Here is a 22,382-nt window from a genome sequence, read left to right as displayed (position 1 = left end):
TCACTGCGTGCGGTATCGGTGGCGGGCGCGCTCAATTCAGCGGCACCGTACGACTGTTCGGATCGTAGCCGGGCGGCGGGTTGGCGGTGTCGTCCCCCTTCGGCCGCGGGGCGTTGATCGATCCACGTCGCTGCTGGTTCGGATCATCGGTGACGCAGTACAGGTTGGTCGGCACCGACGCCTCCATGATCTTGGTCGGGCGGGTGGGCGTCACTTGGTAGTCGCAGTACGGACGCGGGTAGAGCGACGCCAAGGTCCACCATGCGCCGTGGTGGAACATCTTCTGCGACTGCACCGAGCCGTCCCGGATCGATGGGAACAGCACCGCGAGCGTCGGCGCCCGCAGCGCGCCCTGCTGGGCGACGTCGATGAACTGCGCCAGCACGTCGGTGATCGGGTCGGTGATGGTGTCCAGGGATCCGGTCAGACTGACCAGTCGGCTCGATCCGGTGCCCATCAGCGTGCGCAGTTCGGCATCGGCCTCGACCGCAGCGTCGATCACCGAGCCGAGCCCGTCGACCAGGCGGCCGAAGTCCGGCTGCACGTCGGCGGTGGTCTCCATGATGGTGCCGACGTTCTGAATCAACGCCGTGGTCTGCGGCATCACCTTGTACAGCTGCGCGAAGATCACGCCGCCGGAGGAGAAGATCGAACGCAGCTGGTTCGGCTGGTCGTCGTTCAGCGCGATGGTGAGTTCGCCGAGCGCCGACGACAGCTTGTCGGTGTCGATCTGCGCGATCAGGTCCAGGCTCGATTCGAGCACGCCGGAGAAGGGTGCGGTCACGTCGGTCTGGGCGGTCTCGATGACGGCACCCTCGCTCAGGAACGGTCCGTCATCGGTGGTCGGGACGATGTCGACGTACTGCTCGCCGGCGGCCGACAGGCCCAACGCCGAGAACGTGGCGTTCCGATTGATCCGGTAGTCGTCGTTCAGGCTGAGTCGTACGTTCACCGTGCGGGGCGTCACCTGAATGTCTTCGACGTCGCCGATCTCGACGCCGCGCAGCGTCACCTTCGAGGTGTTCTGCAGGCCGCCGGAGATCGGGAACTTCACCGTCACCTCGTAGCGGCCCTGCCAGGGCCGCCAGCTCAGCGAGACGAAGGCCAGGTAGGCCAGCGCCAGCACCATCACCAGGGCGAGGGCGAGGTTGCCCAGCAGCATGGAGTGTTTCCGCAGGAAGGCCATCATCAGTTCGGCGCCCCGTTCGTTCCGTTGAGCCGCGCCAGCACGACGGCCAGCGTCTGCTGCAGACTTTCCAGACCGCCCTGCAGATCCTGGAGCTCGGGGAACCGCGACGCCGCGTCGAAGCCGACGCCCGGGGTGAGCCAGTACAGCTTGGTCGCCACCGTGGCGGCGCTGCCCGGCGTCGAGTTCTGCCACTTCGGGTTCAGCTCGAACAGACGCTGCATCAGCGGCCCCAGTTGCGGGGCCGTCTTCTCGAGAGCGACGGCGGCCGTGCTGAGGTGGGTGAACAGGCTGATCAGGTCGTCCTGCCGCTGGTTGAGGAAGTCGGTGGTCGCCCCGGTCACCACGTTGGACTTGTTGAGCGTGTCCAGGATGAGGCCGAGTTCACCATTGATCGCGTTGATCGCCGGCGGCAGCTTGTTCACCGCGGCGGCGATCTGGTTGCGGCCCGCCGCCAGGTCGGCGGTGAGGGTACGCGTGGTGGCCATCGCCGTGTCGACCTCCGCCGAGTTCGCGTTGAACCGGCTGATCGCGGTGGTGAAACCGTTGATCGCGCCCTGCAGCTCGATGTACTTGGTGTCACCGGACAGGGCCGTCGACAGTTCGGTGAAGATCTGCTGCAGCGCGCCGACCGAGCCGGAGTCCACCTGCGCGGTCATGCTGATGAGCAGATCCTCCACCGTGGCGGCGGCCGACGTCGGACCGGTCAGGGTCTCACCGTTCGTCATCGTGCCCCCGGTCGGGTCGACCGGCGGGTTCAGTGCGACGAAGACGTCGCCGAGCGGCGTCGCCTGCCGCAGTTCGGCACCGGTGCCGACCGGGATCGACGAGCTGGTCGAGACCTTCATGGTGACCACCGCGCGGTAGTCCTTGGCGACGATGTCGGAGACCACGCCCACGTCGGTGCCGCCCAACCGCACCTTGGCCTGCGCGGGCAGGTTGAGGGCGTTGTCGAAGACGGCCTTGAGTTCGATGGTGTCGCCCAGCGAACCCGGTGCGGGCAGCGGAATCTGTTCGACGGTGATGCCGGGTACCGCGCCGCAGGCGGTGAGGCTGACGACGGTGGCCAACGAGACCGCACCCATCGCGATCTTCTTCATCGAGGTCATTTCTTGCTCAACTCCAGCAGGCCCGAGTAGATGCCCAGGTCCGGACCGAAGTCGCCGAGCTGGCCGGTGCGGCAACCGTTCTTCTGCAGGTTGATCGCCTCGCAGAAGCGGGACAGCAGTTCGTTGTCGATGAGCGACTTGTCCAGGAGCACCTGCGCGCGCCACGCGCCCTGCTCGGCGGAGATGGAGTTCGCGAGGTTCTGGAACAGCAGCGGCCCCATGTCGATGGTGTCGACGAGTTGCCGCGAGTAGTCCGACAGGTTCGACGCCAACGACGCCAGCCCGGTCATCGACGACGACACGTTCCCCGCGTTGCCCTCCAGGAATTCGGCCGTGTTCTGCAGGGCCGCGTTTACATTGTCGAGGGTGGCCTGCAGGCCGACGCTCTGTTCGCCGAGCATCTCCGACACCGTGGTCACCGAGTCCGACAGCGCCAGCATCTTGGGGTAGTTCGCGGTCAGCGTGCTGGTCAGCTCGCTGATGGTGCGCAGGATCTGCCCGATGCCGTCGGCGTTGTTCGCGCCGAGCTTGCCCGCCTTCTCCAGCGCGGCCAGCGCCTCCCGCAGCCGTTCGCCGTTGCCGTCGGCCACGCCGGACGCGATGTCGACGAGGTCGGCGATCGGCTGTTCCCCGCCGGGCTTGCCCTTGAGGTTCTCCACCAGCGCGTCGATCGAGTCGAACAGCGTGCCGATCTCCACCGGCGACGCGGTGTTCGCCACGGTGCCGCCGGCCGCCAGCTTCTCCCCGCCGGTGTACACCGGGGTCAGCTCGATGTGCCGGGTGGTGACGATCGACGTGTTGACGATCGCGGCGGTCGCATCCTTGGGGATCGCGATGTCGCTGTCGACCGCCAGCTCCACCTTGACGCGCGTGCCCTCCGGGTGGAGGGAGACGACGCGACCGACCGGCATGCCGAGCACCGCGACGTCGTTGCCCTCGTACAGGCCGGCCGCGCTGTCGAAGTAGGCCGTGTAGGTCTGCGCCGCGCCCACGGCCGTCTGCAGGCCGGTCGGGACCAGCGAGCAGGCGCTCAACGTGAGCCCGCCCACCGCCGCCAATGCCGCCGCCGCCAAGGCCGGGGTGCGTTTGAAGCCCGTCACGCGCTTGTTCCCCCTCAACATCCGTCCACCACCCGCGCCTTGCACAGCCAGTTGTCCGGGAAGATGCCCCACGGCAGGTAGCCGTTGGCGTACGGCCCGTCACCGGTGAGGTTGCTGATCGACCGCGCCGTCACCGGCAGGATGTCGAGCATGTTCCGCAGGTTGTCGCGGTTCTTCTCCAGGCCCTGCGAGATGGTCGTCAAGTTCGCCATCAACGGCGCGAACTGGCCCTGGTTGGCGTCGGCGAGCAGTTCGGCCTGCGCCGTGAGATCGGCGAGGCCGTCGAGCAGCCGCGTCACCAACGCCTCGCGCGCGGTGATCTTGCCCGCCAGCTGCGCACCCTGTCCGACGATAATCGACAGTTCGTGCTGGCTCCCGGCCACCTGGTCGGTGACCGTCTCGGTGTCCTTGATGAGCTGATTGATCTGGTCGGTCCGGTTGTTGATCACGTCGGACATCCGGGTCAACGCGTCCAGCGTCGGTTCGGCGATCGCCGGGACGCCGTCGAGCTGCTTGTTGAGTCCGCGGAGGCTGGCCGCGAGCTGCGCGTCGTCGATCCCCTCCAGGATCGGGACCCCCGCCTCCAGCGTCTTCTGCAGGTCGTAGGGCACCTCGGTGTTCGGGACCACGCCGCCCGGAGCGGGCCCGGCGCCGTTGCCCATGTCGACCTCGACGAACCGCTGGCCGAGGAGCGTCGACAGTTTGATGGTCGCGACGCCGTTGTCGGTGATGTGCACGTCGTCATCGACCCGGAAGGTCACCTCGACGTGGTCGCCGGCGAGTGCGGTGCCGGTCACCTCACCCTTATCGATACCGGCCACCCGCACCTTGTCGCCGGGACGGATCCCACCGGCGTTGGTGAAGTTCGCGGTGTAGGTGGTCTTGCCGATGCCGAGCTCGCTGAACCCGACGATGGCCACGAGCAGCGCGATGATGGTGACCGAGCCGATCAGGCCGTACCAGAGCAGGCGGCGTTCGCCCCAGGAGTGACGCAGCTTCTTCTTCATCAGCGGCACACCACCGAATGCTGGTTGCCGCCGATCTGCCGCAGCAGGCCGGGCGGAAGGAAGACGTTGCCGATGGAGATGTCCAGTTCACAGGCGTAGATGTTCAAGTAGGCTCCCTGGCTCATCACCATCGGGAAGTGGACGAGGAACTCGGGCAGCACCGTGGCGCCGCGGTCCAGGGTGGGGCCGATCGCGATCAGCTTGCTGGTGGCGTTGCGCGCGGCGGTGCCTGCCGTCTCCAAGGAGGCCTGGCTGTCGCCGATCACCGTGCCGAGGCCTTGCGCCGTGCGGCCGATGAGCTGCACCGACTTGCCGAAGGCTGCGGAGTTCCCGTTGAGGCCCTCCACGAGCTGGGCGGTGTTGTCGATCAGCTGCTGCACCTGGTCGCCTTGCGAGGCCAGTTCGCGCATCACCACCGACAGGTTGGTGATGATGGCGCCGAGCATCTCGTCGCGGTCGGCCATGTCGTCGGCCACCTGGCCGATCTGGGTGAGCGTGTTGCTCAGCGAGATCTGATCGCCCTCCTGGAAGGTGTTGATCAGGCTCATGGTGAGGCCGTTGACCTGCTCCGGGGTCAGGGTGTCGAAGACCGGCTGGAAGCCGGCGAGCAGGCGGGTCACATCGAACGAGTCGACGCCGTCCTGCTTGAGCGCGCTGCCCTTCCCGAGCGGCGCGCCGGGGGCGTCGCCGACCAGACTCAGCGCCACGTACCGCTGACCGATGAGGTTCTGGTAGCGGATCGCAGCCTGCGTGTTGTCGTAGATCCTCTGGTCGGTGAGGACGTCGAAGCCGACGCGGGCCTGCCCGTTCTCCAAGTCGATCGATTCGACACGACCCACGCGGACACCGGCCATGCGCACGTCGTCGCCGACGGCGAGGCCGGACGCGTCGTGGAAGACGGTGGAGTAATCGCCGGTCGGACCGTCGAGGGTCCGCTCCAGGGTCGACCAGATCAGGTAGGTCATGAACAGCGCTGCGAGCGCGAACGCGGTGAAACCGATGAGCGGTTTACGAATGCTGGCCGACGGCTGGCTCACTTGGCTCCTCCCTGCGGTGCGGTTGCGGACGGCCCCGGAACGGGGGTGACGCCGGAGACCAGCGGTCCGAGCATCAGCGATTCGGCCGCGGTGGGCTTGCGGCCCAGTGCCGCCGCGATGGTCTTCTCGTCATGTGCGGTGGTGACCTTGCCGGACACCGTGCGACGCTGCAGGCCCTCCTCCGGGTAGATCATCAGCGGACCGGACATGGTGGGTCCGGTGCCGGTGCCCGGGCCGATGCAGCCGGGGCCGCGGAGCTGGCCGTACGGCCCGCCGTCGTACACCGGGCAGTTCTGGCGACCGTAGCGTTCGAACGGGCTGAAGCTGATGCCGAGGTTCAGCTGCACCTTGCCGTTGATGCCGGTGAAGACGCCGAGGACTCGCCCGGCGAGCACGTACAGTTCGCGCACGGCCTGCGGCATGGCGTCGGGCTGCAGCATGAGGGCGCCGATGGTGGTGTTCAGGTCGCCGACGAGCCGGATACCGCCGTCGCCGTTCTTGGCGAACATCGTCTGCGTCTGGTCGAGCAGACCCTGCCCGGCCGACAGCAGCGCGGTCAGGTTCCGCTGATTCTCGGCGATCGTCATGGCCGGGACCACGCTGCGACCCAGTGCGTCGAGCAGTTCCGGCGTCGATTCCGCCAGCCCGCCGATCGCGGCGTTGTAGTTGTCGAAGCCCGACGGCGCACCGGCCGGGAACTGGGCGTTGAGCTCGCGGAAGTAGCCGTCGAGCACCGGCAGGAAGGTCTTGAAGGTCGCGCCGCCGCCGCGCAGTGCGTCGGCGATGTTGCCGAGCACCATGCCCAGGTCCTCCGGCGGCACCGCCTTGAGCAGGTCGCGCAGATCGTTCTGCGCGTCCTGCAAACGGATGGTGTCGGCAGTGGTGTCGGCGGGGATCGTCGCACCGCTCGTCAGATGCGACGACGACGGATCGGCCGGCTGGATCAGCTCCACCGAGTTCACGCCGAACAGGTTCGCCGGAACCGTGCGCGCGGTGGTGTTGGTGGGAATGCCCTCGGCCTGCTTTGGCAGGAGTTCGATGTTGACGCGCTTGAGCGGCCCCGCCGCACCGTCGTGGACCGTGCGGACGGCCTCGACGCTGGCGACCGCGCCGACGATGAAGCCGTTGTACCGGACGTCGGCGCCGGGGATCAGGCCGTCGCCCACGTCGGTCATCTCCGCGACCACGTCGGTCCGGCTGTCGAAGGTGCCCTGGTACCGCATGACCAGCAGCGCGAGCACCACGATGCACACCGCCAGAAAGGCGACGCCCCGCCACAGGTACTGGCCGACCGACGGGTCGCGGCCTCCGGTATCCACTCGAACCATGGTCAGTTACCCCGAAATCTTGATGCCCGACGTGGTGCCCCAGAACACCAGCGTCATGATCAGGTTGGCGAAGACGATCGTGATGATCGCCAGGCGGATCGCGTGGCCGGCGGCCACGCCGACACCTTCCGGACCGCCCGAGGCGAAGTAGCCGTAGTAGCACTGGATGAACGTGGTCAGCAGCACGAACACGATCACCTTCAAGAAGGAGAACAGCACGTCCGTGGACAGCATGAACTGCTGGAAGTAGTGCAGGTAGGTGCCGGCGCCCTGGCCGCTCTGCACCTGGAACATCACCTGCGCGGCGATGTAGTTCGCGGCCAGCGCGATCGCGTACAGCGGGACGATCGACATCACGGCGGCCGCCATGCGGGTGGTCACCAGGTACGGCAGCGGCCGGATCGCGATCGCCTCGAGCGCGTCGATCTCCTCGCTGATCCGCATCGATCCGAGCTGCGCGGTGAACCGACAGCCGGACTGCGCGGTGAACGCGGTCGCCGCCAGCAGCGGGGCGATCTCGCGGGTCGTCGCGAACGCCGACAGTGCGCCGGTGATCGGTTCCATGCCCAGCAGGTTCAGCGCGGTGTAACCCTCGATGCCGACCGTGGCGCCGCCCATGATGCCCAGGATCACCATGACGCCGACGGTGCCGCCGCCGACGACGATGGCGCCGTTGCCCCACGCCACATCGGACAGCAGCCGCCAGACCTCTTTCTGGTAGTGCCGGAAGGTGATCGGCGCCAGCCCGATGGACTTGACCAGGAAGGTGATCAGGTGGCCCATCGAGACCAGGCCGTCGCGCGGGACGGTCCACAGCTTCTTGAGACCGACGAGCGGCCGCAGGACCGGCGCGGTATACCGCGAAGCGGTCATGTCACACCACCTTCGCCGGGACCACGAGGGCGAAGAGCTGCGTCAGCACCACATTCACCGTGAAGAGCAGGATCACCGAGTTGACCACCGCCGCGTTCACCGAGTTGGCCACACCGGCGGGGCCGCCGCTGGTGGTGAGGCCGCGGTCGCAGGCCACCACCGCCACGATGGCGCCGAAGATCACGGCTTTCACCAACGCGAAGACCAGGTCGGAGGTGCCGGCGAAGGACGCGAACGTGCCCGTGTAACTGCCCGGTGTGCCGCCCTGGAAGTACACGTTGAACAGGTAGCCGGTGATGAAGCCGACGAAGCAGACGAAGCCGCAGAGCAGGAAGCTGACCACCATGGTGGCGAGCAGGCGCGGGGAGATGAGGCGTTCGATGGGATTGACGCCCATCACCTTCATGGCGTCGATCTCGTCGCGGATGGTGCGGGAGCCGAGGTCGGCGGCGATCGCCGAGCCGATCGCGCCCGCCATGATCAACGCGGTGACCAGGGGCGCGCCCTGGCGGATCACGCCGAGGCCGGTCGCGGCGCCGGCGAACGACGTGGCACCGATCTGCCCGGCGATGTTGGACACCTGGATGGAGACGATCACCCCGATGGGGATCGCGACCAGCAGTGTCGGGAAGACCGACGTCGACGCCATGAATCCGCACTGGCGGACGAACTCGGCGAACGGAAAGCGCCCCTTGGCCAGGTCGGTGACCAGAACCTTGAATACTTCGACGAACATCGCCAACTGGCGGCCGAAGGTCTCGAACGACTTGGTGATGTGTTCGCGCCACCACTTGCCGAAGCCGGTGTCGGACCATCCGCGCCGAGAGTGCGCTGGCATCTCACCCGCGCCGACCGTGTCTGTGGCCACTCCCCCGCCTTCACCCATCGTCGTGACCGCACGCGTGCCGTCCACCCCGTAACTGACTCGTGGGTAGCAATATACATAGATCAGACGGAAAGATGTGTGCACGATCACGTTTCAGATGCACTGTGAAATACACGGTCCTCGGTCCGCCTACCTTCCCTGTATTACTAAGCGCTCGTTTGTCGGCGTGGGCGCTGGTCCACGGCCTGTTTCCGCACGTCGCGACCCCTTTCCCGGGTCGCAACCGCGAGCTCGGTCAGCGACACGCGGAGGGCGTCGCGACACGCGGAAACAGGTCTGCCGCGCGGGTCTAGCGGAAGGAGACGAAGCGCGCGAGGTGTAGCTGGTGCGCGAAGGTCACCGTGGTCGGCACATGGCGGTGCGGACCGCGCGCGACGACGACGTCGGTCTCGCCCGATCGCGGGTCGTTCGCGTCCCACAGGTCGGGGCGGTAGAGCAGCAGGAGCGAGTCCGCGAGCTGCGCCGCCGGACCGAGCGCGGCGCGGTGCGCCATCGAATGGTCCGCCGAATTGGGGTATTCGCCTGTTCCCATGATCGGCAGGTCGGCCACCACGATGATCACCCGGTCCGCGTCCAGCGCGAGCACCCGCAGGTGGCGGAGCAGGTCCGCCATCTCGTCCGAGGCCAGCGGCGGACTCAGCGGGAAGCGCCAGTCGTCGTCGACGACGCCGATCAGGTTGAGGCAGTCGATCACCAGGAGGTCGTCCTCGTCGACTTGCAGGCTGTGGATGGCCCGTTCGAGGACGGCCTCACGGGTACGGACGTCCGTCTGCCGAATCGTCAGCCTTCCGTCGAACACCCGCTCCACCGCGGCCCTCCGCTCGGCAGCGGTGTCGTGGTGGATCTCGGTGACACGCACGCCGGTCTGACCGGCGATCGCCTCGCGCTGCACATCGGCCGCGCGCGAGCCCACCGCCAGATACCCCGCAGTCAGGCCCTGCTCGGCGGCCGCGTGACCCGCGATCTGGCGGGCCAGCATCGCCGCCCCGGCTCCCCCGTGGCCGGCGATGACCGTCAGCGAACCCCGGCGGAGTCCACCGCCGAGCGCGTCGTCGATCTCGGCGAGCCCGGTCCGGATCAGGTCGTCGCCCGCCGGCATCACGTCCTCCTCGCCGGTGATCAGCCCCGCCTCGATCAGGACCTCCACCGCGCCTTCAACCGCACGTTCCACCGCGCCACCTCTCGTCACCCCGCCGTGCGAGTACTATGTCACGGGGGTACGACAGCGCCGCTGTGTCGCCGTGCACAGCCGCTTCTTGTCCGGAACCGGTGTTACGGGGACTCGAGCCGAGGAGCGCTAGTGGTAGCCAACCAACCGAACGTGCCGGACGTGCTCGCCGAACTGCTGAGTGCTCCACCGATTCAGCAGCGAGCCTTTCCGTGGAAACTGAACAAATGGCGGGGCAAGTTTCACGACAGGTCCGACGTCGTCGATCTCCTCGAGCGCTTGCCCGACAGGGTCGACCGCGAGACGATTCGGCAGGCGGTGCACAGCGAACTCGCCGACGGCCGAGTACTTCCCGCATTCGTGGCTGCGATGGTGTGGGGGTACGGGACCAGCGGATACGGTCCGACCCGGGTCCGTTGGATGCTGACCGGACTCCAACAGGGTGCCGCTACCGCCCCCGTCCGTGAGGACGTCGTCGACCGACTTCGAATCGCGGCCGCCAAGGTCACCTCGAGTGGGGACGACAGCACGTCTGGACCTGTCGAAGGATTCCGCTACCTCACGAACGAAGGCCACATCAAGCAACTCGGCCCCGCGTTCTTCACCAAGTGGCTCTACTTCGCGTCAGCGCACACCGGCATCGAATCCCCGGAAGCGGCGCCCATCCTGGATTCGTTGGTGCAGCAGTGGCTCGCGGATCCGGAGAACGCCGGGTTGATTCTGACCCCCTATCGGACCCCGGACTACACGCGCTACCTCGAGTTGCTGCGGGATTGGGGAGCACCGTTCGGCCGAACTCCCGCACAGGTGGAGACTGCGATCTTCGAGTTGGCGCGCAACGCATAGCCCTCGACCACGAGGAGACCACCTCGTCGGCGCACCACGGTCAGGTGAGGTACTTGTACGCCGCAGAGCCCGGTTCCAGGCGTTCGACGTCCAGTCGCGAGCGCGCCATCCGGTCGAGGAGGCCGTCGAAGCCGGCGCGGCTGCCGAGTTCGACGCCGACCAGCGCGGTGCCGATCTCCCGGTTGTTCCGCTTGAGGTACTCGAAGAGGGTGATGTCGTCGTCCGGGCCGAGGACCTCGTCGAGGAAACGGCGCAGCGCGCCGGGTTCCTGCGGGAAGTTCACCAGGAAGTAGTGCTTGAGGCCGCGATGCACCAGCGAGCGCTCGATGATCTCGCCGTACCGCGAGACGTCGTTGTTGCCGCCGGAGACCAGCGCGACGACCTTCGCGTCGGCGGGCAGGTCGAGTTCGGCGAGCGCCGTGGCCGCGAGGGCGCCCGCGGGCTCGGCGATGATGCCTTCGTTCTGGTACAGCTCGAGCATCGTCGAGCAGATGGCGCCCTCGTCGACGTGCGTGATGGTGACGCTGCCGGGCGCCAGGTCGACGGCGTCGGCGGCGATCACCGGCACCGCCGGGGTGTCGGTGAGGGCCGCGAGCGTCGGGTGCTCCGCCACGCGGGCCCCGGCGTCGGCGAGGACGCGATGCCCGAGCGCGCCGATGCGCTTGACCGCGGCGCCGTCGACGAACGGATCGATCTCGTCGAGGGTGTGCGGCTCGCCGGTCACCAGGGCGGCCGCCAACGACAGTGCGCCGGACGGTTCCACGCCGACGATCGCGGTGTTCGGGCAGGCTGCGCGCAGGTAGGTGACGATGCCGGCCAGGCAGCCGCCGCCGCCGACCGGCAGCACCACCACGTCGGGCGCGTCGCCGAGCTGCTCGACGAACTCCTTGCCGATGGTGCCCTGCCCGGAGGCGGTGCGCGGATCGTCGAAGGCGTGGATCCACGTCGAGCCGGTACGCAGCACGTCGGCTTGCGCGGCGGCCGCGGCGGCGTCGTAGGTGTCGCCGACGGCGATCAGTTCGACGAATTCCTTGCCGTGCCAGGAGATGCGGTCGCGCTTCTGCTTCGGGGTAGTGGTCGGGACGTAGATTCGGCCCTTGACCCCCATGGTGGCGCACGCGAAGGCGACGCCCTGCGCGTGGTTGCCGGCGCTCGCCGCCACCACACCCGCGGCCAGCTCGGCGGGGGTCAGCTGCGCCATCACGTTGTAGGCGCCGCGAATCTTGTACGACCGCACGGCCTGCAGATCCTCGCGCTTGAGGTGAATCTGCGCGCCGGTGGCTTCGGACAGGCGCGGGCACGGCTCCAACGGAGTCCGGACGACGACGCCGTCCAACCGCTCGGCGGCGGCGTCGATGCTGGCCGGGTTCAGTCCGGCGACGACGGTGTGGTCAGCTGCGGGCGTGGTGGTCACGCCCACTATCGTCCCACCGCGGGCGCAGCACGACACGCCCGCCCCACCAGACGACCGCGGCGACTCCCGCCGCGAGCCATCCGGCCAGGATTCCGGTGCCACCGAACGCGAACACCAGGGCCACGACGAGCACTCCGGCGACCAGCGCGTGCAGCTTGTAAGCCGGCCAATCGACGCCGAACACCGCCACGGTCGCGGCCACGCCCCGTCCGGCGTGTTCACCCGTACCGGTCAGCTGTTCAACGGTGGTCATGGATCCCATGATAGCGCAGGTCGCAACAAATGTTTCGGCTCACCGAAACTGCCCGTCTAGGCCAACCGATGCGCGACGTCGACGACGGTCGCGGCCCCCGACGTCAACGACAGCACCCGGTCCCCGACCAGCGCTTCGTCGTCCGCGGGCACCTCGAGCACGAAACACACGCCGCTCGGCGCGTAGTCGACCGCGCGGACGGTACCGAGCGCATGCAGGGCACCCTCGAGTCGGCCGGCGTCGTCGAGCGGGGCCTCGATGGTCAGCACGGCGGTCGCGATCGCCGCCCGCAGCGGCGTGGCGTCGAGCACGGCGTTGGCGCTACCGCCGTACGCCCGGATGAGACCGCCGGCCCCGAGTTTCACGCCGCCGAAGTAGCGCACCACCGTGATCGCCGCATTCGCCACCTCCCGCGACTGCAGTGCCGCGAGGATCGGCGGTCCGGCGGTGCCGCCGGGCTCGCCGTCGTCGGACGAGCGCGCCACCAACTGCGGACCGGACCCGAGCGTGTACGCCCAGCACACGTGCCGCGCGCCGGGCGCACCCGCGACGATCTCGGCGTGAAAGTCCGCGAACTCCTCCGGCGAGGAGACGCCGACCACCGTCGCGATGAACCGCGACTTCTTGATGACCGTCTCGACCACCACCGGCCCGGTCGATTCCATGATCAGCACGGTCGCACCAGCCCAGACAACACAGTCAGCTCAGGCAGCTCGGTCCCAGCAGCGCCTTGAGGTCGCCCATCAGGGCCGACGACTGCGTCACGCGCAACGCGTCGGTGAGCCGCAGCTGGGTCTGCTTTCGTTCGCTCACCAGCGTCACGTGCACGTCCGACGTTCCCGGATGCCGGATCAGCACCTGCTTGAGCGCCGACACCCGAGCGGGGGTGCACGCGCGCGCGGTCAGGGTCAGATTCAGCGGCTTGGTGGTGCCCACCGCCGACAGATCCGGCACCGCCAGATCGTTGGCGCTGATCATCAGCGAATCGTCGCGCTTGTTGGTGCGCGCCTTGACCAGCACGATGTTGTCGACCACGAGGTCCATACCGAAGGCGAGGTAGGCGCGCGGGAAGAACATCACTTCCACGCCACCGACCATGTCCTCGACGGTGACCACCGCCCACGGCTCGCCCTTCTTGTTCACGCGTCGGTTCACCGAGGAGATGATGCCGCCGATGGTGATCTGGGCGCCGTCGCCCACCTGCTCTTGCAGCAGCGACGCGATGGAGGTGTCGGCCTGCGCCGCGAGGGCGTGTTCGACGCCGGCCAGCGGGTGACCGGAGACGTACAGGCCCAGCATGTCGCGTTCGAGGGCGAGCTTGTGCTTGGACTCCCACTCCTCGTCGGGCACCTTCACCGCGAAGACCTCGGCGATGGATTCGTCGCCGCCGCCCATGTCGCCGAACAGATCGAACTGGCCGATGGCCTCGGCCTTCTTGGTGCCCACCACCGAGTCGACGGCGTCGGCGTGCACGAGGAACAGGCCCTTGCGCGGATGTTCCAGCGAGTCGAAGGCACCGGCCTTGATCAGCGATTCGGTGACCTTCTTGTTGCAGGCCGTCACATCGATCTTGCCGAGATAGTCGGAGAAACTGGCGAACGCGCCCTTCTCCTCGCGGGAGGCGATGATCGAGGCCACCACGCCGGCGCCGACGTTGCGGATCGCGGCCAGACCGAAGCGGATGTCCTCGCCGACGGCGGCGAAGTCGGCGCGCGAGGCGTTGACGTCCGGCGGCAGCACGGTGATGCCCATCTGCCGGCAGTCGGCCAGGTAGATCGCCGACTTGTCCTTGTCATCGCCCACCGAGGTGAGCAGACCGGCCATGTACTCGGCCGGGTAGTTGGCCTTGAGGTAGGCGGTCCAGAACGAGACCAGGCCGTAGCCGGCGGCGTGCGACTTGTTGAACGCGTAGCCGGCGAACGGCAGCACCGTGTCCCACAGCGCGGTGATCGCCGGCTGCGAGAAGCCGTTCTTCTGCATGCCCGCCGCGAAGCCGCCGTAGGCCTCGTCGAGGATCTCCTTCTTCTTCTTACCCATGGCACGACGCAGCAGGTCGGCTTCGCCGAGGCTGTACCCGGCCACCTTCCGCGCGATCGCCATGATCTGCTCCTGATACACGATCAGGCCGAAGGTCTCGGCGAGGATCTCCTTGAGCGGTTCCTCCAGCTCCGGGTGGATCGGCTTGATCTCCTCCAGGCCGTTCTTGCGGCGCGCGTACGAGTGGTGCGCGCCCACGTCCATCGGACCCGGGCGGTACAGCGCGAGCACGGCGACGATGTCCTCGAAGCCGGTCGGCTGCATCATCTTCAGCAGTTCGCGCATACCGCCACCGTCGAGCTGGAACACGCCGAGCGTGTCGCCGCGCGCCAGCAGCTCGTAGGTGGCGGCGTCGTCCATCGGCAGCTTGTCGAGGTCGACGTCGATGCCGCGGTTGTTCTTGATGTTGTCGAGCGCGTCGCCGATGACCGTCAGGTTCCGCAACCCGAGGAAGTCCATCTTCAGCAGGCCGATGTCCTCGCACGACGGGTAGTCCCAGCCGGTGATGATCGCGCCGTCCTGGGCGCGCTTCCACACCGGGATGGCATCGGTGAGCGGCTCGGACGACATGATCACCGCGCAGGCGTGGACGCCGGCGTTCCGGATCAGACCTTCCAGACCGAGCGCGGTGTCGTAGATCTTCTTGACGTCCGGATCGGTCTCGATCAGGGTGCGGACCTCGGCCGCCTCCGCGTACCGCTCGTTGGACGGGTCGGTGATGCCGGCGACGGTGATGTCCTTGGCCGCGACGGGCGGGGGCAGCGCCTTGGCGATGCGGTCGGCGATCGCGAAACCGGGCTGGCCGAACTGCACGCGCGCGGAGTCCTTGAGCGCCGCCTTGGTCTTAATGGTGCCGAACGTGATGACCTGCGCCACCTTGTCGGTGCCCCACTTGTCGGAGGCGTACCGCACCATTTCGCCGCGGCGACGGTCGTCGAAGTCGATGTCGATATCGGGCATCGACACGCGCTCGGGGTTGAGGAAGCGCTCGAACAGCAGGCCGTACGGAATCGGGTCGATGTTGGTGATACCCAGCGCCCACGCGACCAGCGAACCGGCCGCCGAACCACGGCCGGGGCCGACGCGGATGCCGACCTCGAGCGCATGCGCGATCAGGTCGCCGACCACCAGGAAGTAGGCCGGGAAGCCCATCTGATTGATCACGTCGAGCTCGTAGCGGGCCCGCTCGGAGTATTCGGTCGGCACGGTGCCGCCCTCGAAGCGGCGGCCCAGTCCCACTTCCACCTCGCGCGCCAGCCACGTCTCCTGGGTGTGGCCCTCGGGCACCGGGAAGATCGGCATCCGGTCGCGGTGGGTGAACACGTCGGCGTACGACTGCACGCGCTCGCCGATCTCGACGCTGTTGTCGCAGGCGCCGGGCACCATGTCGTCCCAGAGCGCGCGCATCTCCTCGGCCGATTTCAGGTAGTAGCCGTCGCCGTCGAACTTGAAGCGGGTCGGGTCGGAGAGGGTCTTGCCGGTCTGCACGCACAGCAGCGCCTCGTGGGCGGCAGCGTGGTCGCGGGTCACGTAGTGGCAGTCGTTGGTCACCAGCGGCGGAATGCCGAGCTTGCGACCGATGTCGAGCAGGCCGTCGCGCACGCGGCGCTCGATCTCCAGCCCGTGCTCCATGAGCTCGAGGTAGAAGTTCTCCTTGCCGAAGATGTCCTGCCACTTCGCGGCGGCCTCCAGCGCCTCCGCCTCCTGGCCCAGACGCAGGCGGGTCTGCACCTCGCCGGACGGGCAGCCGGTGGTGGCGATGATGCCGGCGGAGTGCTCGGCGATGATCTCCGCGTCCATGCGCGCCCACTTGCCGAGCTGACCCTCGATGGACGCCCGCGACGACAACCGGAACAGGTTCCGCAGGCCCTCCGCGTTCTCGGCCACCATCGTCATGTGGGTGTACGCGCCCGAACCGGCGACGTCGTCGCTCTTCTGCTCCCGGCTGCCCCACAGCACGCGCTTGGTGTTGAGCCGCGACTCGGGAGCGATATACGCCTCGATGCCGATGATCGGTTTGATGTCGTGCTTGCGCGCGGTGTTGTAGAACTCGCTGGCACCGAACATGTTGCCGTGGTCGGTCATGCCGATCGCACTCATCCCGAGCCGCTGCGCCTCGGCGAACAGGGGCGACACCTTGGCCGCGCCGTCGAGCATCGAGTACTCGGTGTGATTGTGCAGGTGAACAAACGAACCGGACACGACTTTCGACCCCTTTGCTCTTGCGGCGGCCTCGACGGCCCGTGGAACGCCTCCACTCTAGGCGTCGATGCCGACAGAAAGGATTCGGCTCGCCTGGGTGTGACGCATGAGGTACGACGTCGCCGTCGACCCCGGTATTCCCAGAAACTCAGGCGTCCCGCAGGACCTCCAGCGCGTGGCTGAGGTCGGCCGGATAGGGCGCGGTGAACTCCACCCGACGACCGTCCGCGGGGTGCGCGAAGGCGAGCGTCCGCGCGTGCAGCCACTGCCGGTCCAGGCCGAGGCGCGCGGCGAGCTTCGGGTCGGCCCCGTACGTCGGATCGCCCACGCACGGGTGGTGCAGGGCCGAGAAGTGCACGCGGATCTGGTGGGTGCGCCCGGTCTCGAGGTCGATGTCGAGCAGGCTGGCCGCCGCGAACATCTCCAGGGTCTCGTAGTGGGTCACCGATTCCTTGCCGCGCGCGGTCACCGCGAACCGCCAGTCCGAGCCCGGGTGCCGTCCGATGGGCGCATCGATGGTGCCCTCGGGCGGATCCAGATGGCCCTGCACCACCGCGTGATAGACCTTGTCGACGGTGCGCTGCTTGAACGCGCGCTTGAGCACGGTGTAGCCGTGTTCGGAGGCGGCCACCACCATCACGCCGGAGGTGCCGACGTCGAGGCGGGACACGATGCCCTGCCGTTCCGCGGCGCCCGAGGTGGAGATCCGGAAGCCCGCGGCCGCCAGCGCGCCGACCACGGTGGGGCCGGTCCAGCCCTGCGACGGATGCGCCGCGACGCCCGGCGGCTTGTCGACGACGATGATGTCCGAGTCGTGGTAGAGGACGGTGAGGTCCTCCACCGGTGTCGGCTCCACGCGCAGCGGTTCGGCGACGGCCGGTAGCGTCACGTCCAGCCAGGTACCGGCGGCGAGCTTATGCGATTTGGGCACCGCGGCGCCGTCGACGGTGATGTCACCGGCGTCGGCCAGCCCCGCGGCGACCGTGCGGGACAGGCCCAGAACGCGCGCGACGCCCGCGTCGACCCGCATGCCGTCGAGCCCGTCGGGCACGGGCATAGCTCGTGATTCACGCATCGCTGTCGCCTTCCTCGCGGGTCCCGTCGGCGGCAGCCCGATCGTTGCGGGCGGCCCACCCGGTCCGCTGTCCGTCGTAGTCGTAGCCCAGCAGGGTCAGCACCACCAGCAGGATCGCGCCGCAGACCACCGCGGAGTCGGCCACGTTGAACACCGGCCACTGCCCCACCGAGAAGAAGTCGACGACGTGCCCGCGCAGCGGTCCGGGCGCGCGGAAGATGCGGTCGGTGAGATTGCCCAGCGCCCCGCCCAGCACCAGACCGAGCCCGACGGCCCAGCCGAGCGAACCGAGGCGGCTGCTGAACCGGATGATCACCGCCACCACGAGCAGCGCGACGATGGTCAGCACCCAGGTGTAACCGGTGGCCATCGAGAACGCCGCACCGCTGTTCCGCAGCAGCGACAGCGTGACGAAGTCGCCGATGATCTCCACCGGGTCGGCGGGGTCCAGGTAGTGCACCGCCAGCGTCTTGGTGAGCAGGTCGAGCAGGTAGGCCGCCACCGCGATGACGGCGAGGTACATCAGGAGCCGACGAGAGGTGGCCCGGTCCGGGGTGGCCTCGTTCTCGGTGTCGGGGCCGGGCGCAGCGTCGTCCATGCCCCCAATTGTCCATGAGCGCGCGGCGGACGCCGCACCGGGGCGCGGCCGCCGACGGCCGCTGGCCTAGGGTGGACGACGTGCCAGCCCCTCGATTCTCCCGCGCCGCGGCCGGCCTGCTGCCGCTGTCGGTGGCCGCCGCGATGGCCCTGACCGGCTGCTCCTCCGACGAGTCGACGGGCGCGGACCCCAACCGGGGTTGCGACCCGACCTCCAGCGCGCAGGCCGCCGATCTCCGACCGATCGAGTTGCCGCCCGCCCACGTCGCAGTGCTCGAGCCGGGCACCGGCGAACTGCGGGTGCCGACGTCGGCCCCGACCACCGAGACCCCGCAACGCGTCACCCTCGACACCAAGTCGAGCGAGACCAGCGTGATCGGCAACCAGGGTGAGGAGCCGACCACCACCACCGAGGAACTGTCGACGCCGCTGACCGCCCGCGCCGGCTGCACCGATCCGAAGAACCTCGAGTTCACCCTCGGCGCGATCACCTCGCCCGACGAGGCCCTGAACCCGGCGCTGGCGACGTTCGACGGCGCCGACGGCGGCGTCACCTACGCCGACGGCCTCAGCCCGATGTCGCTGCGTCTGTTCCCGCCGGCGAACGCCGACCAGCCGGCGATTCGCGCGATCGAGCAGTCGCTGGTCAGCGCGTTCACCTATGCCCTGCCCCTGCCGACCGAGCCGATCGGCGTGGGCGCCCGCTGGCGAACCGAACGCACCGTCACCGCCGCGACCACGGTGACCCAGGAGATCGTCGCGACCCTCACCAAGTGGGAGGGCGACGTGCTGACCGTCGACATTGCGGTCGACGAGACGCCGACCTCGACCGTGTTCCGGATCCCCGGTTCGGCGTCGACCCTGGACCTGACGCGCTACGCCAACTCCGGCACCGGGACCGTGACGGTGGACCTGACGCGCCTGCTGCCGACGTCGGCGCAGTTAGCGATGAAGGGTGCCCGCGAACTGGTCGGCGCCGATCCGAATCGGCCGATCATCCAGCAGACCTCACTCACGCTGCGCTGGAATCGGACCGACTGACCAGCCAGACACGAGCCTTGCAGACGAAAACGGTGCGCGCCCGCTGAATTCAGCGGGCGCGCACCGTTTCTACAGGCCGTGCGAGTCGGACCTCAGTTGGCGGACTTGCTCGTGCTCTTGGCGCTCTTGGACTTGGACGCGCCGGAATCGGTGCACAGCGGGCTCTTCACGTCACCGGCTTCCAGCAGCGGGCAGACCGTGCTCTTGGAGAGCTTCCAGCGGCCGTTGTCGTAGACGATCGCGGCGTCGATCATGGTCGGCGGGTTGTCCGGAAGCGTCACCTCGACCTTGACGCTGGCGCGCTTGGGGCCGTTACCGATGACCGGGTTCTTGATCTCGTAGGTGACGTCGGGATTCTCCTTGGCCACCTTCACGAGCTGATCGAACAGCTTCGGGTCGGCCTCGGCGCCCTCGACGAGGTCCACCTTGTCCTCGGCGGGCACATCCGGATCGAGTGCCATCTCCAGCATCTCGTTCAGCGCGTCGACGGTGGGTCGCTTCTTCGGGTTCGACAGCTGGGCCACCAGATCGGAATCTTCGCCGCCGGCGGCGGCGGAGCTGGTCGTCGACTGCGCGGTCGGCACGGGCGGCAGGCTGCTGTCGTCACTGCCGCAGGCAGCGGTAACGCTCAGCATGCCGGCGACGGCGCCGACGACCAAGAACTTGCGGTACTTCACCGAATCAAACCTCCAGGTAGGAATCTGCTCGGCGGTTCGGATGGGTTCCGAGCTGAAACCACTATGCCAAACAAACCTGTGTCCGCTTCACAGGTTCTGCTGGGCACGTCTGGTCACTCCAGCCACACGCCGGTGCGGTGACCAGCGCGCATGTCCGTGCCGGAAGTGCGAGAATCAGGCCATGACGCCACGCCAAGTTGTGATGATCACCACCGGCGGCACCGCCGCCTCCCGTACCACCGACGACGGCGCCGTACCCGTGCTGACCGGCGCAGACCTGATCCCCGCCGAGCTCGGCGAGATCGTCGTCCGACCGGTCGACCTGATGACGCTCGATTCGTCGGCCATGCTGGTGCGCGACCAGATCGCGGTGGCCGTCGCCATCGCCGATGCGCTCGCCGAGGACGACGTCGACGGCGTCGTCGTGACCCACGGCACCGACACGCTCGAGGAGACCGCCTTCCTGGTCGACTGCTTCGCCGCCGATCCCCGCCCGGTGGTCTTCACCGGCGCCCAGTACCCGGCGGACCATCCGCGGTCGGACGGTCCGGCGAACATCGCCGCGGCGGTCGCACTGGCCGCCGACCCGAATAGCCGCGGGAACGGCGTTCAGGTGGCGCTCGGCGGTCGCGTGTTGCCGGCGCGCGGGGTCTTCAAGCTCTCCACCACCGGACTCGAGGCCTTCGACACCGTGCACGACGATCTGCCACGCCCGCTGGTGGCCGACACGATTCCCGCCGGCGTGCCCGCGCGGGTGGATCTGCTGGCGCTGTATCCCGGCGTGTCCCCCGGCCTCCTCGCCGCGGCCGTCGCGCAGCGGGCCGCCGGCATCGTGCTCTCGGCGACCGGTTCGGGGAACACCCACCCAGACATCACCGCGGAGGTGGCGCTGGCCACCCGCCGCAATGTGCCGGTGGTGGTGTCCACGCGCGTGCCCTACGGCGAAGTGGAAGCCACCTACGGCGGCGGTGGCGGCGGCGTGGACCTGGCACGCGCCGGGGCCATCATCTCGCCGTGGTTGCGCGCCCCGCAGGTGCGCATGGCGTTGATCGCCCTGCTGACCACGGGTGCTTCCCGCACGGAGATCGCCGACTTCTTCGCCGCCTCCGGCCCGGCCTGATCGCCGGAACGTCGCTACCGCCCGGGCCTATTCCTCGTCCCAGGCCAGACTGTCCAGCGGATCGGCCCGGACCAGCTTCGGTTCGGGCAGCCGGAAGGTGCGGGCGCGGCCCGGTCCGCTCGCGCGCGTCTCGAACCGCACGGTGACGAAGCCGTGGCCGCCGCCCTGCACCCAGCCGTGGCCGAAGTCGGGGTGCGCCACGTCGGCGCCGGTGGGCCACTGCGCCGCCTCGGCATGGGCCGGTTCGGCGTCGTCGCGTTCGCCGGCGGCCTCCGCGGGTACTGCAACCCCTTGTGCTGCTTGCTGCCCCGGTTCGCCGCTGCCCTCCGGGCCGTATTCGTCGAGATCGGGGAACAGCGAGTACTGCTCGGCTTCGGTCAGCCCCGCGTAGCCCACCCCGACCAGTCGGATCGGCCCGATCTCCTGCGGATCGAGCACCACCCGCTGCGCCGCGGCGGTCAGCACGTCCAGATCCACGCTGGCCGCGGGCATGGTGTGCGAGCGCGTGAGGATCGACATGTCCGCGCGCCGCAGCTTCACCACCACGGTGCGGGCACGCCGCCCGTCCTGCAGCAGTCGACGGTGCGCGTCCGCGGCCGCACCGCTGACCGCCGCGCGCAGCCCGGCCAGATCGATGATGTCGGTGGCGAAGGTCGATTCGGCGCTGATCTGTTTGGCGACGGCGCGTTCGGCCACCGGGCGGTTGTCGATGCCCTGCGCCAGCCGGTGCAGTGCCGGACCGACGGTGCCGCCGAGGACCGACGTCACCTCGGTGCCCGACAGGGCGGCGAGATCACCGATGGTCTCCACCCCGATCCGGGCCAGGCGGTCGCCGGAGACGGGGCCGATGCCCCACAGTTTGCGGACCGGCAGCGCCTGTAGGAACTGCAGTTCGCCACTCGGCGCGATGACCGCGATGCCGTCCGGCTTGGCCTGCCCGGAGGCGATCTTGGCGATCTGTTTGCCGGAGCCGAAACCGACGGACGCCGGCAAACCCACCTCGTCGCGAATAGCCGTGCGCAGGCGCACCGCGAACTCGTGCGCCTCGTCGGCGGTGGCGCCGGCCAGTTCGGCGGGCTCGGCGAAGGCCTCGTCGAACGACAGCGTCTCGATCACCGGGGCGAACCGGCGGATGATGTCGAAGACCCGCCCGCTGACCACGCGGTAGACCGACCCGCGGGGCGGCACGATCACCGCCGACGAACCCACCAGCCGCCGGGCCTGGTGCATGGGCATGGCCGACGACGCCCCGTAGGCACGTGCCGCGTACGACGCCCCGGCCACCACCCCGCGTCCGCCGGCGCCGCCGACCAGCACCGGACGTCCCCGCAGCGTGGGCCGGGTCAGTTCCTCCACCGAGGCGAAGAAGGCGTCCATGTCGATGTGCAGCACCCAGCGCGCACTCGTCTCCTCGCCCCCGGTGGTC

At 68.7% G+C, this 22,382-nt stretch carries 20 protein-coding genes; 3 read left to right on the top strand and 17 right to left on the bottom strand.

Going from position 1 to position 22,382, the window contains the following annotated elements:
- Positions 1 to 31 precede the first annotated feature (31 nt).
- The 9 genes from ABD989_RS08295 to ABD989_RS08255 all read right to left on the bottom strand — a co-directional run bounded on the left by ABD989_RS08295 (position 32) and on the right by ABD989_RS08255 (position 9,697).
- The gene (locus ABD989_RS08295) at positions 32 to 1,189 is read right to left on the bottom strand and encodes an MlaD family protein (RefSeq protein WP_345313130.1); all 1,158 of its coding nucleotides are present in this window, start codon (positions 1,187 to 1,189) and stop codon (positions 32 to 34) included.
- Positions 1,189 to 2,295 carry an MlaD family protein gene (locus ABD989_RS08290; RefSeq protein ID WP_246996502.1) on the bottom strand — a complete coding sequence of 369 codons (1,107 nt, stop codon included), beginning with the start codon at positions 2,293 to 2,295 and terminating at the stop codon, positions 1,189 to 1,191. The genes ABD989_RS08295 and ABD989_RS08290 overlap by 1 nt, the downstream gene beginning before the upstream one ends.
- Positions 2,292 to 3,416, bottom strand: coding sequence for an MCE family protein (locus ABD989_RS08285; protein ID WP_345313129.1), 1,125 nt, complete (start codon positions 3,414 to 3,416; stop codon positions 2,292 to 2,294). Before ABD989_RS08285 ends, ABD989_RS08290 begins: the two co-directional genes overlap by 4 nt.
- Complete coding sequence (locus ABD989_RS08280) at positions 3,410 to 4,402, bottom strand: MCE family protein (RefSeq protein WP_345313128.1); 993 nt, start codon at positions 4,400 to 4,402, stop codon at positions 3,410 to 3,412. Before ABD989_RS08280 ends, ABD989_RS08285 begins: the two co-directional genes overlap by 7 nt.
- Positions 4,402 to 5,439: an MlaD family protein gene (locus ABD989_RS08275; RefSeq protein ID WP_345313127.1), complete on the bottom strand. Its 1,038-nt coding sequence runs from the start codon at positions 5,437 to 5,439 to the stop codon at positions 4,402 to 4,404. The genes ABD989_RS08280 and ABD989_RS08275 overlap by 1 nt, the downstream gene beginning before the upstream one ends.
- Positions 5,436 to 6,767, bottom strand: a complete 1,332-nt coding sequence (locus ABD989_RS08270) for an MlaD family protein (protein WP_345313126.1) — start codon at positions 6,765 to 6,767, stop codon at positions 5,436 to 5,438. The genes ABD989_RS08275 and ABD989_RS08270 overlap by 4 nt, the downstream gene beginning before the upstream one ends.
- A 6-nt stretch (positions 6,768 to 6,773) precedes the next feature.
- The gene (locus ABD989_RS08265) at positions 6,774 to 7,640 is read right to left on the bottom strand and encodes an ABC transporter permease (protein ID WP_345313125.1); all 867 of its coding nucleotides are present in this window, start codon (positions 7,638 to 7,640) and stop codon (positions 6,774 to 6,776) included.
- 1 nt (position 7,641) lies between these two features.
- The gene (locus ABD989_RS08260; protein ID WP_246997135.1) at positions 7,642 to 8,478 is read right to left on the bottom strand and encodes an MlaE family ABC transporter permease; all 837 of its coding nucleotides are present in this window, start codon (positions 8,476 to 8,478) and stop codon (positions 7,642 to 7,644) included.
- Positions 8,479 to 8,815: 337 nt separating this feature from the next.
- Positions 8,816 to 9,697 (bottom strand): DnaB-like helicase C-terminal domain-containing protein, encoded by an 882-nt coding sequence (locus ABD989_RS08255; RefSeq protein ID WP_246996513.1) that lies wholly within the window; start codon positions 9,695 to 9,697, stop codon positions 8,816 to 8,818.
- A 129-nt stretch (positions 9,698 to 9,826) separates the two neighbouring features.
- Between ABD989_RS08255 and ABD989_RS08250 the strand changes: the two genes are divergently transcribed.
- Positions 9,827 to 10,540 carry an 8-oxoguanine DNA glycosylase OGG fold protein gene (locus tag ABD989_RS08250; protein ID WP_246996515.1) on the top strand — a complete coding sequence of 238 codons (714 nt, stop codon included), beginning with the start codon at positions 9,827 to 9,829 and terminating at the stop codon, positions 10,538 to 10,540.
- Between the two features lie 40 nt (positions 10,541 to 10,580).
- Here ABD989_RS08250 and ilvA read toward each other — a convergent pair whose 3' ends face one another.
- From ilvA to lspA, 6 genes are all read right to left on the bottom strand, one after another.
- The gene (gene ilvA / locus ABD989_RS08245) at positions 10,581 to 11,954 is read right to left on the bottom strand and encodes a threonine ammonia-lyase IlvA (protein ID WP_425556502.1); all 1,374 of its coding nucleotides are present in this window, start codon (positions 11,952 to 11,954) and stop codon (positions 10,581 to 10,583) included.
- Positions 11,932 to 12,207: a hypothetical protein gene (locus tag ABD989_RS08240; protein WP_246996517.1), complete on the bottom strand. Its 276-nt coding sequence runs from the start codon at positions 12,205 to 12,207 to the stop codon at positions 11,932 to 11,934. Before ABD989_RS08240 ends, ilvA begins: the two co-directional genes overlap by 23 nt.
- 56 nt (positions 12,208 to 12,263) lie before the next feature.
- On the bottom strand, positions 12,264 to 12,872 hold the full coding sequence (locus ABD989_RS08235) for an IMPACT family protein (RefSeq protein ID WP_345313124.1): 609 nt from the start codon (positions 12,870 to 12,872) through the stop codon (positions 12,264 to 12,266).
- A 34-nt stretch (positions 12,873 to 12,906) separates the two neighbouring features.
- Entirely contained in the window at positions 12,907 to 16,446 is a 3,540-nt protein-coding gene (gene dnaE, locus ABD989_RS08230; RefSeq protein ID WP_345313123.1) for a DNA polymerase III subunit alpha, read from the bottom strand.
- 148 nt (positions 16,447 to 16,594) lie between these two features.
- On the bottom strand, positions 16,595 to 17,521 hold the full coding sequence (locus ABD989_RS08225; protein ID WP_345313122.1) for an RluA family pseudouridine synthase: 927 nt from the start codon (positions 17,519 to 17,521) through the stop codon (positions 16,595 to 16,597).
- Positions 17,514 to 18,119 (bottom strand): signal peptidase II, encoded by a 606-nt coding sequence (lspA, locus tag ABD989_RS08220; protein ID WP_372493268.1) that lies wholly within the window; start codon positions 18,117 to 18,119, stop codon positions 17,514 to 17,516. Before lspA ends, ABD989_RS08225 begins: the two co-directional genes overlap by 8 nt.
- A gap of 80 nt (positions 18,120 to 18,199) precedes the next feature.
- On the opposite strand from lspA, the gene ABD989_RS08215 reads away from it, so the two are divergent.
- Positions 18,200 to 19,159 carry a hypothetical protein gene (locus ABD989_RS08215; RefSeq protein ID WP_345313121.1) on the top strand — a complete coding sequence of 320 codons (960 nt, stop codon included), beginning with the start codon at positions 18,200 to 18,202 and terminating at the stop codon, positions 19,157 to 19,159.
- Between the two features lie 92 nt (positions 19,160 to 19,251).
- Here the strand turns inward: ABD989_RS08215 and ABD989_RS08210 are convergent, their stop codons facing one another.
- A complete protein-coding gene (locus ABD989_RS08210) occupies positions 19,252 to 19,836 on the bottom strand; it encodes a WKL family lipoprotein (RefSeq protein WP_345313120.1) in 585 nt (194 codons plus the stop codon).
- Positions 19,837 to 20,017: 181 nt separating this feature from the next.
- On the opposite strand from ABD989_RS08210, the gene ABD989_RS08205 reads away from it, so the two are divergent.
- A complete protein-coding gene (locus ABD989_RS08205) occupies positions 20,018 to 20,956 on the top strand; it encodes an asparaginase (protein WP_345313119.1) in 939 nt (312 codons plus the stop codon).
- 27 nt (positions 20,957 to 20,983) lie between these two features.
- Here ABD989_RS08205 and ABD989_RS08200 read toward each other — a convergent pair whose 3' ends face one another.
- Positions 20,984 to 22,333 carry a DNA polymerase IV gene (locus ABD989_RS08200; protein WP_425556504.1) on the bottom strand — a complete coding sequence of 450 codons (1,350 nt, stop codon included), beginning with the start codon at positions 22,331 to 22,333 and terminating at the stop codon, positions 20,984 to 20,986.
- Positions 22,334 to 22,382 lie beyond the last annotated feature (49 nt).

Source organism: Gordonia alkaliphila, from assembly GCF_039542465.1.
Classification (GTDB): domain Bacteria; phylum Actinomycetota; class Actinomycetes; order Mycobacteriales; family Mycobacteriaceae; genus Gordonia; species Gordonia alkaliphila.
The sequence above is the reverse complement of the archived record's forward strand: the minus strand, read 5'-3'. Positions and strand labels throughout refer to the sequence as shown.

Bases quoted from the DNA above. Each gene is read 5' to 3' on its own strand.
- ABD989_RS08295 (WP_345313130.1), bottom strand. From the start codon at position 1,189: ATGATGGCCTTCCTGCGGAAACACTCCATGCTGCTGGGCAACCTCGCC.
- ABD989_RS08290 (WP_246996502.1), bottom strand. From the start codon at position 2,295: ATGACCTCGATGAAGAAGATCGCGATGGGTGCGGTCTCGTTGGCCACC.
- ABD989_RS08285 (WP_345313129.1), bottom strand. From the start codon at position 3,416: ATGTTGAGGGGGAACAAGCGCGTGACGGGCTTCAAACGCACCCCGGCC.
- ABD989_RS08280 (WP_345313128.1), bottom strand. From the start codon at position 4,402: ATGAAGAAGAAGCTGCGTCACTCCTGGGGCGAACGCCGCCTGCTCTGG.
- ABD989_RS08270 (WP_345313126.1), bottom strand. From the start codon at position 6,767: ATGGTTCGAGTGGATACCGGAGGCCGCGACCCGTCGGTCGGCCAGTAC.
- ABD989_RS08265 (WP_345313125.1), bottom strand. From the start codon at position 7,640: ATGACCGCTTCGCGGTATACCGCGCCGGTCCTGCGGCCGCTCGTCGGT.
- ABD989_RS08260 (WP_246997135.1), bottom strand. From the start codon at position 8,478: ATGCCAGCGCACTCTCGGCGCGGATGGTCCGACACCGGCTTCGGCAAG.
- ABD989_RS08240 (WP_246996517.1), bottom strand. From the start codon at position 12,207: ATGACCACCGTTGAACAGCTGACCGGTACGGGTGAACACGCCGGACGG.
- ABD989_RS08235 (WP_345313124.1), bottom strand. From the start codon at position 12,872: ATGGAATCGACCGGGCCGGTGGTGGTCGAGACGGTCATCAAGAAGTCG.
- ABD989_RS08225 (WP_345313122.1), bottom strand. From the start codon at position 17,521: ATGCGTGAATCACGAGCTATGCCCGTGCCCGACGGGCTCGACGGCATG.
- lspA (WP_372493268.1), bottom strand. From the start codon at position 18,119: ATGGACGACGCTGCGCCCGGCCCCGACACCGAGAACGAGGCCACCCCG.
- ABD989_RS08205 (WP_345313119.1), top strand. From the start codon at position 20,018: ATGACGCCACGCCAAGTTGTGATGATCACCACCGGCGGCACCGCCGCC.
- ABD989_RS08200 (WP_425556504.1), bottom strand. From the start codon at position 22,333: ATGGACGCCTTCTTCGCCTCGGTGGAGGAACTGACCCGGCCCACGCTG.